The sequence below is a fragment of the Pseudoteredinibacter isoporae genome (genome assembly GCF_011602085.1).
In the GTDB taxonomy this organism is placed as follows: domain Bacteria; phylum Pseudomonadota; class Gammaproteobacteria; order Pseudomonadales; family Cellvibrionaceae; genus Pseudoteredinibacter; species Pseudoteredinibacter isoporae.
The window spans coordinates 1,629,855-1,641,923 of the sequence record NZ_JAAONY010000002.1 but is presented as its reverse complement, the minus strand read 5'-3'; the positions used below and the strand labels follow the sequence as shown (position 1 = coordinate 1,641,923).

At 50.1% G+C, this 12,069-nt stretch carries 10 protein-coding genes; 6 read left to right on the top strand and 4 right to left on the bottom strand.

Annotation, left to right across the window (positions count from 1 at the left end; genetic code table 11):
• The 3 genes from G8768_RS15655 to G8768_RS15645 form a co-directional block, all read right to left on the bottom strand.
• Positions 1-1,209, bottom strand: coding sequence for a cytochrome-c peroxidase (locus G8768_RS15655; protein ID WP_166845044.1), 1,209 nt, complete (start codon positions 1,207-1,209; stop codon positions 1-3).
• Between the two features lie 9 nt (positions 1,210-1,218).
• Positions 1,219-1,845 carry a c-type cytochrome gene (locus G8768_RS15650; protein ID WP_166845046.1) on the bottom strand — a complete coding sequence of 209 codons (627 nt, stop codon included), beginning with the start codon at positions 1,843-1,845 and terminating at the stop codon, positions 1,219-1,221.
• A gap of 137 nt (positions 1,846-1,982) precedes the next feature.
• Positions 1,983-3,065: a helix-turn-helix domain-containing protein gene (locus tag G8768_RS15645; protein WP_166845048.1), complete on the bottom strand. Its 1,083-nt coding sequence runs from the start codon at positions 3,063-3,065 to the stop codon at positions 1,983-1,985.
• A 397-nt stretch (positions 3,066-3,462) separates the two neighbouring features.
• Here G8768_RS15645 and G8768_RS15640 point away from each other — a divergent pair, with 397 nt between their 5' ends.
• From G8768_RS15640 to G8768_RS15615, 6 genes are all read left to right on the top strand, one after another.
• The gene (locus tag G8768_RS15640) at positions 3,463-6,009 is read left to right on the top strand and encodes a TonB-dependent receptor (protein WP_166845050.1); all 2,547 of its coding nucleotides are present in this window, start codon (positions 3,463-3,465) and stop codon (positions 6,007-6,009) included.
• A gap of 206 nt (positions 6,010-6,215) precedes the next feature.
• Entirely contained in the window at positions 6,216-7,820 is a 1,605-nt protein-coding gene (locus G8768_RS15635; protein ID WP_243749510.1) for an alanine/glycine:cation symporter family protein, read from the top strand.
• Between the two features lie 77 nt (positions 7,821-7,897).
• Complete coding sequence (locus G8768_RS15630; protein WP_208020190.1) at positions 7,898-8,311, top strand: GFA family protein; 414 nt, start codon at positions 7,898-7,900, stop codon at positions 8,309-8,311.
• Positions 8,312-8,330: 19 nt separating this feature from the next.
• Complete coding sequence (locus G8768_RS15625; RefSeq protein WP_166845054.1) at positions 8,331-8,690, top strand: MmcQ/YjbR family DNA-binding protein; 360 nt, start codon at positions 8,331-8,333, stop codon at positions 8,688-8,690.
• A 122-nt stretch (positions 8,691-8,812) separates the two neighbouring features.
• Positions 8,813-9,238 (top strand): helix-turn-helix transcriptional regulator, encoded by a 426-nt coding sequence (locus G8768_RS15620; RefSeq protein ID WP_166845056.1) that lies wholly within the window; start codon positions 8,813-8,815, stop codon positions 9,236-9,238.
• Between the two features lie 60 nt (positions 9,239-9,298).
• Entirely contained in the window at positions 9,299-10,453 is a 1,155-nt protein-coding gene (locus G8768_RS15615) for an RDD family protein (protein ID WP_166845059.1), read from the top strand.
• Between the two features lie 34 nt (positions 10,454-10,487).
• On the opposite strand, the gene G8768_RS15610 is transcribed toward G8768_RS15615, so the two are convergent.
• The gene (locus tag G8768_RS15610; protein ID WP_166845061.1) at positions 10,488-12,062 is read right to left on the bottom strand and encodes a transglycosylase domain-containing protein; all 1,575 of its coding nucleotides are present in this window, start codon (positions 12,060-12,062) and stop codon (positions 10,488-10,490) included.
• Positions 12,063-12,069 lie beyond the last annotated feature (7 nt).

Sequence of the window (12,069 nt, the reverse complement as noted above, 5' to 3'; positions counted from 1 at the left end):
TTATCGTCTCATGGCTGTCTTCGGGATGGATTGATCAGATTTACTATGCTTTGCCTGCATTTCGCTCTTGCTCTTTGCGTCCAGTGCGGGTGAGGATTCCTGCACATCGGCAAGCACTGCAAGGCCAGAGGGCACTTGCTTGGGTGTTTCAGGTTTAAAGGTTTCGTCGCTCAGGGTTTTCATAAAGCTGACAATTAAATCCAGCTCTTCTTCTTTCAGATCGGGTTCCCAAATGTGCCAGTGGATTTGCATCTCCACGCCATTGGGTACCGCATGACCCCGGCCTTTGTTGTAAAATTCGGTCGCTTCACGCAACGTTGGAAAAACCCCTGAATGCATGTACGGGCCGGTAAATTCAATGTTTCTCAAAGTGGGGACTTTGAAGCCACCTTTCAGTACCGACGTGCCGAAAGTTTTTTCCGCGCCGATATCCAGCTCCATGCCCTCCGGTTCCGGCGTGCCGATGACGGCAATTTGATTGTTGGTAAACAGCGGCGGGGTGTGGCACTCACTGCAGCGAGCGACGAAGGAACGAAAAACGTTCATGCCTGCGATTTCTTCTTCATTCAGGGCGCTGTGGTCACCATGGGCGTAACGGTCATAGCGACTGTTTAGGGAAATCAATGAAGCCTGGAAGGCGGCCAGGACCGTTAAAACATTGGATTCGACGATTTCCTTGCTTCCCGGAAAGGCCTCTGAAAACAAACGACGATAATTGTCATTGGCGTTCAACCGTTGCAACAGTGCTTCGGGTGTGTTGTTCATTTCCGCGGCGGCGTACAGCGGCCCTTTAGCTTGCTCTTCCAGGGTTTTTGCTCGGCCGTCCCAAAAGAAACGATCCAAAAAAGCGCTGTTCCACAAGGTAGGTGCAGAGCGCGGCAATAGCTCGCCATCAAAGCCCACCGAGCGACCGTGGCCATCACTGAAGCCTTTGTCGGGTTGGTGGCAGCTGGCACAGGACTGCACCTGATTGGCCGACAGAATCGGATCAAAAAACAAATAGCGTCCCAAGTCGATTTGCTGCGGGCTGTAACCGTCGACGTGGGCAGGCAAGCTGGTTTGCGTACCCCCTACGCCCCGGTTTTGCAGTGAATCGTAGAACTGGTATACGGTACGCAGTTCACAACGGCTGCCACCGACAAGCTCAAAGCCTCTGGGGCATTCGGCACTCAGGGTAATTCCTGCGGCTAGGATAAGACTGCTAATCATCGTAACGCTCTACAGGGTTGAAATAAATTTGCTCACCAGAGCGATGTCATCGGCATTTTTTAGCGTGTTGGCCATCATCTGCATTTGCTTTGCGTAGCGACTGCTGCCACCGCGTTTACCGCTTTTGAAGTGTTCCAACTGGCGCTGCAGATAAGCGGCGTCCATGCCCGCAAGGCGAGGTGAATTAAGTGCTTTATTGCCTTCCGCTTTTACGCCATGGCAGCCGCCGCAATTGGCTTGGTAGAGACGATAGGCTGCGTCGCTGCTGCGGTTGGGCACCTGGATATCTTTGGTTTTCAGACTGCTGAGATAAGTCACAATGGCGTTGCGTTGTGCTTCGTTTTGCAACAAGCCAGACATGGCAGACATTTGCTGGGCATAGTGATCTTCTTTGCCTCGTTTGCCGCTCGCGAACTCCGTCATGGCGCGTTCGAGGTAAGAGGGTAATTGGCCGGCCAGGGGTGGAGCGCCGAGTGCTTTCTGGCCCTCTGCATCCTGACCATGGCAGCTGGCACAACTCTGAAAAAGCTGCTTGCCCTGTTCAATGGAATGGGCGTTTGGGGTTGAGTCCTGGGCATGTATTGGCCCGCTCATCATGCTGGCAATTAGGCCGCTCAGAAAAAAACGCTTTATCATGGCTGATCACTCACTGCTGTTATTGTTGTAACAGCTTGAGAATGCCGCCATTAAAAGGCTAAATCTCAGTGATTTTAAAATTCGGCAGCGAAAGCTATTCGGGATATTGCCTCAGTTGAGAATATTTCAGCCTGGAGTTATTGGGCTTGTTCCAGCCGACTTTTGCGAAACGCCGTAGGGGTTAGGTTTTGGCTGTCTTTGAAGGCCTTATTGAATGAGCTTAATGAGCGAAAACCGGCATCCAGTGCGATATTCAACACGGCGGTTTCTTGTTCCGCAGGGTTGGAAAGACGCTCGCAGGCTTCGCGTACGCGATAGCGATTGAGGAAGTCGTTGAAGTTTCTGTGGCCCAGACCGGCATTAATAATGCGTCGCAAGCGATATTCCTGAATATCGACCTTCTCGGCAAGCTGTCCGATGGTTAATCCCATTTCACGATAGATTTTTTCATTTTCCATCAGCTCCGAAATGGTTTCCAACACCTCTTCGGGAATTTCTTCTTGCTCTTTTGTCTCAGTTTCCGGGGCTTTATGGTCTTCTGCGCTGGCCTCTTGTTGTTGCTGTTCAGCGGCGGGGTGGGTGGCTTGCAGAAAGATGTCGGGCTTGAATTCCAATAACACGCAATTGCACAGGAACAGCATCAGGCCAGCTGGCGCATACTGCCATATTTCCAGCCACTCGGCGCTGGGGAAAAGCAGTTGCTGGGCAGCAATCAGCGCAAAGATATAGAAGCCAATAAAAGCTGAGAACCAAATCCTCAGGTTCCGGCGATTCTCCAGTAGATCATCCTGCCAGTGTTGCAAAATAACCCGCAGGGCCCAAGTAAGCAGAACAAATTCACTGAATTGGGGAATTTTAAACCAGAACATTCCTGATAAACCTGAATCGCTCATGTCCAGTGCTGACCCCAAGGTCGGTAGCAGCACCGTAATAATGAAGGGGATGGCCTGCCAGGGGCGCAAACGAAAATGGTCATCAAACAAGCTGTAACTGAACAACCAGAACAGGGCGGGTACCATGGTTTGCGCTGGATAAAGAATAGCCTTGGCCCAATCAGCGCTGACCCAGGGAATAATCAAGTACGCCGCATCGGCGAGCAACAGGGCGATAAATAATTTTTCACTTAAGGAATGTGCCTGGGGCCGGCGAAGCAGTAATACGGTACACAGTAATAACTGGGAAAGGGAAAAGCTGATAAAGATATCAATCAGATTATTCACGGCTAAAACGGTGTCCTCGCGCCTGTTTTTGCAGGTCGGCGTTTATTCTTGTTCGAGCTGGACAGTTGCGGCGTCGCTTATAGCAATGGCCATAACTAACGCTGTCTCAGCTGTGCGGGTTTTCCCGCTTTTAAGGCTAGTCTACCGGCTTGTTTCTCATGGCGCCAGATTTCACCATTATTCAGAAATCAGCCCCGGCAGGCTTCCGAATTTCAAAAAGGCTCAACACCGGAGTGAATTCACTATTCATCATGTGCAGTGGCTAACGTTATTTTTCAACAATCAATGACGATTTTTGAAAACGCTAAGCAAGTGATTTAAGAATCTGGCAGATTGCTCTCTCAAAGCTATAACAACAAGTGATAACTATAATAAATGTCATAAGACGGAGAGCGTTATGTCGCAATACTCACCATACAAGCCGGCTATTCTCAGTCTGGCTATTAGTCAGATATTAATTTCCAATGCTACGGCGCAAAGCAGCGAACCCAAGTTCGCCCTGGAAGAAATCGTCGTTACTGCTCAGAAGCGTGAGCAGAATGTGATGGATGTCCCCATTGCCATCGACAACTATTCCTCCAAAGACATCGAGAACACCGGTGCCTTATTGCTGGAGGATATCGCGGACTACATTCCGGGCTTTGAAGCCGGTGGCGCCTTAACCCAGAGCACGCTGACCATTCGTGGTGTCGCCAGCTCCAATATCAGTTCCGGGGGGGACGCATCGGTTGCGACCTTCTATGACGGCGTTTATCTGCCCCGTTCAGCGACCACGATCTCCTTTTCGGATATGGCTCGAATTGAAGTTTTGAAAGGCCCTCAAGGAACTCTGGCTGGCCGCAACGCTGCTGCGGGTGCGGTGAACATTGTGCCTAACCGTCCTCAGCTGGATGAGCAGGAAGGCTTTATTAAGCTGAAAGCGGGTAATTATGACTTCCAGCGTTGGGAGGCCATGGTTAACCAGCCCTTATCGGATAAGGTCGCGGTGCGTGCCAACCTGATGCTGAACAAGCGCGATGGCTATATTGATAATGTGCACACTGGCGGTGCGGATGTTGACGCCAAGGACATGCTCACCGGTCGTGTAGCCTTGTTGTGGGAAGTCAGCGATGACACCCGCTTGCAATTGAACGCGGATTTTGACGATTCCGATAATGGTCCAGCGCCTTCGATTGGCTACAGTGATTTTTCACACAACCGCCTGCCAACCAGCGGTGTGATTGCCAATGACGTAATCAATGGCCAGGAAACTCGCGATATGTATTCCGTAGGCTATCGCCTGGAACACGATATTAATGAGGATTGGTCGCTGGCCTGGTGGACAAACTATCGTGATCTGGACACCACCAATCGCCAGGACGAGGACGGTACCAATCATATTAATCGCTATCTGGATACCGATAACATCGAAACCAGTGAGCTGCTCTATACCGAGTTGCAGGTGAACTTTGCCAATGATCGTTTCAAATACGTAGGTGGCTTTACCTACTCCAGCGAAGATAAGAGCCAAGTTACCCAAATTAACACCAACGCTGATACCGGTGCGAATTTGGCCACCCAGGTGTCCAATGGTCTGCTTGCTGCCGCCGGCGCGGGTTTCAGCATTGACAGCATTTGGGATCCGCAGGGCTGGGCGATGCTAACCGGTGCCCTGAACCAGCTATCAGGCGGCGCACTGGGTGGCCCGCTGGACCAGTCTTCCGCATCCTACAACGGTGTGCTGGGCTTTTTGTACGCCAGCCCCTTTGCAGCACAGATTCAGCCTTTCAGTCCTATTCTGGCCGCAGGATTCGTTGCGCCGAGTTATTCCGGTCAGCTGTTTACCGAGGAGGTGCGTAACACGGGCGAATTTGTGAACTGGGGCATCTACAGTGATATCGACATCAGCGTTACGGATAACTTCAATCTGATTTTCGGTCTGCGCTACAGTAAAGATGAGAAAGATTTCACCTGGTTTAACGGCACGGCACCGCTGGCCACGGCTCTGAATCAGGAACGTGCCGCCCTCGCAGCAGCGGGCTTGCCGGTTGCAGCCTTGATTCCCCAGGCGACCAACTTCCTCAGCCCATTGAGCCAGCAGGGCGTAGGTCTGGTGACCGATCGCGTTGTGCAGGCTAATGACAGCTGGAGCAAAACCACTGGTCGTGCCATTGCGCAATATCGCCTGACAGACAAAGCCATGGTGTTTGCATCCTACTCGACGGGCTACACATCGGGTGGCTTCGACAGCTTTGTTGTAAACACTGCCAGCCAACCTCTGGCACCGGAAGAGGTCAGTAATATCGAACTGGGTGTCAAGGCCGACTGGTTAAATGATCGCCTGCGTACCCGTCTGAACTTCTTCGACATGAGCTTTGATAATCGTCAACGCTCGGTTTTCTCGGCTGATCCAAACATTCCGGGCTTTTCAGCACCGATCATTATTTCCGGCGATGAAGACATTGATGGTTGGGAGTTGGTGATGCAGTGGCTGCCAACGGACAACCTCCAGCTAGGCTTGGTAACCACGCAGCGCGAAACCAGCAGCCGTTATGCTGAGTACATCGATGCCAACGGGAATACTCGTGGCGGCGATCAGGAAACCGCAGATACCCTGGATGAATACACCTTCACCTTGGACTGGGCTTGGGATCTCGCCGAGGGCCAGATGAATCTGCACGTTGATTATGTCTTCAAGGAGCAGCAATTCGACGCCAATGACCCGGGTTATCTACCTGAATATGAAATGATCGAAAACTTCGGGGATGATCGTAAATTCCTGAATGCCCGCATTGCTTGGCGTAGCCAGGATGACCGTTACGGCATCGCATTGTGGGGACAAAATCTGCTGGATAACCGTTACACCAGTATCCCGGGCGGCCTGGCGGCTTCAAGCCTGGCGGCACCAACCGTTTCCCTGACTGAGCCGAGAACTTACGGCATTGACCTGGAATACCGCTTTTAAGCGGGAGTAGGACCCGATTGGCATCCGTCATGGGATGCCAATCGGTTATTTTGATTTCATATCCTCTATCTCCTTTGATTACGGGGCCCCAGCCCCTCTTTTTTCGGGTTTTTCCCACCCCACTCGTTCTTTATAGTGATATTTGAGGTCAGAGCCGTTACCCTGACCACCCGCTATTCCCTATAAATCATAAGAAAGGTTTCCTCATGTCAGAGACCCCAGAAACTGTAGCCGAACAGGCGGCTCAGGCAGCGGAAGCTGCTGTTGCAGCCACTGCTGATTCCGGCACTTCCTTGCAGACCATTGTTGATGCCATTAATGGCGTTGTGTGGAGTCCCGCTTTGATTTACACCTGCCTGGCTGCAGGTTTGTTTTTCAGCATCATGACGCGCTTTGCCCAGCTGCGACTGTTTAAAGAAATGATCCGCTTGTTGTTTTCCGGCGGAGCCTCAGATCGGGGAGTGTCTTCCTTCCAGGCACTGGCGGTTTCCCTGTCGGGACGCGTAGGTACCGGTAACATTGCCGGTGTTGCTGCGGCGATCGGTTTTGGTGGCCCGAGTGCGGTGTTCTGGATGTGGGTGGTGGCCTTTCTTGGAGCCTCGACCGCCTACGTAGAATCCACTCTGGCACAGATTTATAAAGAAGAGCACGAAGGCCAGTATCGTGGCGGTCCGGCTTTTTATATTGAGAAAGCCACTGGCCAGAAATGGTATGGCATTCTGTTCGCTACCGCGACGATTCTGGCGTGTGGTGTATTGCTGCCAACCGTTCAATCGAATGCTATTGGCAATGCAGTTGATGTGGCTTTTGGTAGTGGAACAATGCTGGATACAGCCCTTGGGCATATTAGTTCCACTAAGGTCATTGTCGGCGCAGTAGTGGTCATGATTCTAGGTTTCATTATCTTTGGAGGTCTCAAGCGAATAGCAAAGTTTGCGGAGTTTGTGGTCCCATTTATGGCCCTGTCTTATATTATCGTTGCCTGCGTAGTATTAGTGCTCAATGTCGACAAGGTGCCGGCAGTCTTTAGTCTGATTATGTCGGATATTTTTAGTCCGATGGCAGCGTTTGGTGCGGCAATTGGCTGGGGGGTTAAACGTGGTGTTTACTCTAATGAGGCAGGTCAGGGTACAGGGCCACATGCTGCTGCGGCAGCGGAAGTTCAGCATCCGGCTCAGCAAGGATTGGTACAAGCATTTTCGGTCTACATCGATACGTTGTTTGTATGTTCTGCCACCGCGTTTATGATTTTGATTACTGGAATGTATGATGTGATGGATGAAAATACCGTCAAATTGGGTTTTGAAAACATCGATTACATGGTTCGCAATTTCCCAGCCGAAATGGCTTATGTAGATCCAAATAGTCCCGCATTTACGCAGCATGCTATTGAATCAGCATTTCCAGGTATTGGTAAACCGTTTGTAGCCATTGCCCTGTTCTTCTTTGCCTTCACCACCATTTTGGCGTACTACTACATCGCCGAAACCAATGTGTCTTATGTTCTGCGTACCATCAAAATCCCGGGTGCTTTCTTTATCTTGAAAGTGATCATGATGTTTGCCGTGTTCTACGGCAGTGTGAAAGCTGCGACACTCGCTTGGGGTCTTGGTGATATTGGTGTTGGTCTGATGGCCTGGTTGAACATCGTAGGTATCATCATTATCTTCTTTATCGCAAAACCGGCGATTAAAGCATTGCGTGACTATGAAGCACAGCGCAAAGCCGGTGTTGAAGAATACAGCTTTGATCCAGAAGCGCTGGAGATTAAAAACGCCGATCTCTGGGAAAAGAAAAAAGCAGAATCCTGAGATTCTGATTGACTCAAAACGGCCACCATTGTGTGGCCGTTTTTGTCTGTGAATATTGCCAGTAAGAAAATACCTGAATGGTGAAGTCAATGATAAAAGGGCACTGCAACTGCGAGTCTGTTCGCTTTCAGGCAGAGGATTCCACTAAGGACGTTTATGTCTGTCACTGTCCAATTTGCCGTCGTGCTACCGCAAGTGGTGGTATTGCTGTCGCTATCGTGGCGCGCGACAGCTTTCAGTGGCTCAATGGAGAAGAGCATATCAAAACCTGGCACAAGCCCGGACACGATTGGCAAACCTCTTTTTGTCGTATTTGCGGCTCCAATCTGCCCGGACCAAACGATTCCAACAGTCTGTATATTCCGGTAGGCTTGATCAGCGAAGGTGATGAGCAAATGACTTTGCGCCATCATTTGTATACGGATTCCAAGGCGAACTGGGAGCCTCTCAGTGACGAAGCAGAAATACATGTCTCCGTTCGCCAAGCGTAATTGAGGGAGGTAGCTCGCAATGACCCATGAAGAGTTTAATCAGTACTGTGCGTCTTTTAAGGCCGCGGAACATGTGGTGCAATGGGGCGGTGCCGACGTCTGGAAAGTGGGCGGCAAGGTTTTCGCCATCGGCGGTTGGACAAAAGAGAAGCAAACGGGCTTCACCTTTAAAACCTCGGATAACAATTACCACTTTCTTGAGAATAAAGAAGGGTATCGTCCAGCGCCTTATCTCGCTTCTCGTGGTATGAAATGGATTCAGCAGTTTGATGCCGATGACAGTGAAGATGAAGAACTGCGTTATTACATCAGTGAATCTTATAAGATGATCTCTACGGCACTGTCCAAGAAAAAACAGCGGGAACTGGGACTGTTATAGGTTCTAAAGCCACGACAGTTACTTCTGTCGTGGCTTTGTCGTGCTGTGTCGCCGGTTTGACGTGTTCAAAAAATAGCGGTCCTGAGAAGCTTTTGTTTTTCAAAAGCACAAGGGATCCAACGATGGAATATATGATTAATCATCAGCTTGTAAAAACGCTGCGCCAGCAAAAGGCCTGGTCTCAGGAACAATTGGCCGACATAGCCGGCATCAGTTATCGCACGGTTCAGCGTGTGGAGCGCGATGGGCGAGCGTCGCTGGAAACCCAAAAAGCCCTGGCGTCAGCCTTTGACATTGAGCTTGAGCAGCTGCGAATTGCAGAGTCTGAAGAGGGTACTGCCCCGATTGTCGCTGGCAGGGCGAAAGGTCTTGCCTGGGGCTTTGCAGGTATTGCGGTGGGCGGACTCTGTGCGTTTATTGCCGTTTTTCTCGATATGAGAGCGGGAGGCATAAGCCCCTTCCAGGCGGGGACTTCCCTGGGTTTACTGGGCGCGATCTGTGGTTTAAGCTGCGCGGCGCTGGGTGCCTATTCCCGTCGTAAAGCCTGAGCGGTAATGCGCTTTCCTCCAAAACACAAAATTCGATTTATTCACATCAGGTAGGGGTGAATGACTGAAGACCTTGCAGCGGTAACGCAAAGCTCAAAAGACTCAAAGAAATTCATTACCCCTTATGCCTTCAGTGTATCGCCTGAGCTATACGGTACCGCATTGGCATCACCGTTGAAGCGGTTGATGGCAATTCTCATTGATTTAACCATTGTTCTCCTGCTCGCCGAGCTCAGCAGTATGCTGTTGGCTGGTTTGATGGCGATATTATTTTGGCAAATCAGCCGACGCTTTGCCTTGGCCGATGAGCGTCCGGTCTTAAGGGTTTCTTTGCGGGTATTGGCAAGTCTGATTTTATTCAGCATGGCAGCACTGTATTTTGCTGAGAAGGATTTGCAAGGTGGCGTTTCTGAACGAGGCTGGGATGTGGAATTCGGTGATGCTCAGGATTTATCTCTGGCAGAAAGTGTAGCTTATACCAGTGTGGCCATTCAGCAACGTCAACGCATCAGCGAAAAGCGTGAATCCATCAACTCTGAACACTGCCCATCCTTGATCGCCTGTTGGCAGCCGATGCTTGACGAGTTCGCGGGACAGCTGGTGGAAATGAATGCGCCTGCAGCGGTTGCAGAGCAACTGATGGGCGTGGCGTTGGAGGAAACCGGTGTAAGCCCAGAACAGGCAGAAACCCTCCGAAACAGCCTGCCAGTGTCGTATCAAACGTTATTGACAGATACGACAATTGATAAATCGATTGAAACGTCCGGTTCTGAACGGCAAAAGAAAACAGCCGACACTCAGGAACAAGTCCAGACAGCCTCAGAAGAAAGTGAGGTTACCAATACGGCACCAGAAGAAAGTTCTTCCACGTACAATGGCCATTCCATTATGGGCTTTATTCATGCCTTGCTGGCGGATCTGGGTTTGGGCTTTGGCTGGGCTGCTTTTTACTTCAGTGTCATGAATACCCGCTTTACCGGACAAACCGTCGGCAAGTATTTACTGGGTTTGAAAGTGATCAAGCTGAATGGCGACCAGATGGGCTTGTGGGAGAGCTTTGGTCGATATGGTGGCTATGGCGCCGGTTTGGCGACAGGCCTCATGGGCTTTGTTCAAATTTTCTGGGACCCGAATCGTCAGGCCATTCAAGATAAAATTTCTGAAACCCTGGTGGTTGATATGCGCAAGCCCAAATACCAATGGCCTGTAGAGTAGGACATGGTATTTGGCCTGGTAACAGGGTTGCTGTTTACTGCTCCAGTTTGCGCAGTAAGTTCAACTGGCGGGAACTGGCCAGTTGGGGGTTTTTAATCATATTGTATTGTGTTGGCGCTTCCAGAAACGGAATCAACATCGCAGCTTCCGATAGATTCAATTTTTGGTAGGGTTTTGAAAAATACCTGTGAGAAGCTGAAGCCAATCCCCAGGCATTGTTTCCAAAGTAAACCCGGTTGAGGTACATTTCCAGAATCTCTTCTTTGCTGAAGTTCGCCTCAATAATGCGAGCCAGCTTTGCTTCTCTCATTTTTCTGGACAGCGAACGTTTTTCTTTCAAAAATGATTTTGCGAGTTGCTGCGTAATGGTTGAGCCGCCAGACACAAATCGGCCCTCTCCGCTGAGCCAGGCGGAGAAGTTGCTCAACATGGCCCGGCTTGTGGCTTTCAGGCTGATGCCATTGTGGTTAAAGAAATCCTGATCCTCATGTTTTAACAGGGCTTGAGTTAAGCTCTGGGGAACTTCGGCATACTTAACAGCCGGGTGCTTTTTCAGGCTGATTTGATATTCATGTTCGATATGATTAAGGGCAAGCTCTTCAAGATAGTGGTCCTGATTTTGCCATTGAGCCGTTGCCAGCAAAACAAAGCTAATCAGCAGGATTCCGCCCGGTATCAAAATAAGCTTTTTATTAAACGATTGCGCTTTGAGTAGCATTTGAAGTCTCCGTTTAAGAGTTTTTTTATGCAGCCAGTGTTGGGTTCCAGGGCTGCGCTTTGCTTCGCCTTGTACTCGCTGAGCACTACTTAACAGCAGTTTGCTGTAGTGAAGCGGGCTGCTTTTGCATACGGTGATTTGATCGCACTGCAGCTCTCTAAGTAGTTCGCCACGGCGGTGAAAGTGATGCATAAGAGGGTTAAACCAAAAAACATGTCTCAAACACTGCTCGGCCAGGGTCCAGTAGTGGTGCCGGCAGTTAAAATGGGTTTTCTCGTGTTCGATAATAAGCGCTTCTTCTGCGCTGCCCTTTAATAAACTGGCCGGGAGAAAGACTCTCTTTTTGAGAAAGCCAATGGAAAATGCCGAGCGAATGGAGTTTGATCGAACAATACAAAAGGAACCCTGTTTGACAGTAGTGTTGGCTTGTCTGAAGAGACCACGCAGATAGAAATGATTGATCAGCAGGCGAACGACGAACAACATCAGCCCCAGGCTGCTTGCAAACAGCAGTAGGCCACTCAGAAAATAAAGAAAATCGTCTGGCCGTAAACTAAAGTCTTGGTGGCTGAGTAAGCCCGGGCTCTCATATATTGTCTGTGTCTCGGATTGTTTTATGCCAGTAATGAGCGGGTGATCGTTTGAAAGCGGGGTTGAACGATGCGCTTCCTGGACCGTATTCCAACCTTTGACAGAGTGCCAATCCAACAGTGATAAAGGAAGCAGTAGCATGCCAATCAACAGTGCTTGGTGAATGCGCAGGTTCCAGCTTAAGGGCAGTCGGGCTGGGTTGATCAGCAAGACAGAGGTCAGCAGGGGGAATAAAAACAGTTGCCCCCAAGTGAACGATCTATAGGCCTGATGAATTATCTCGGTAATATCAAGTGGCATCGTTGGC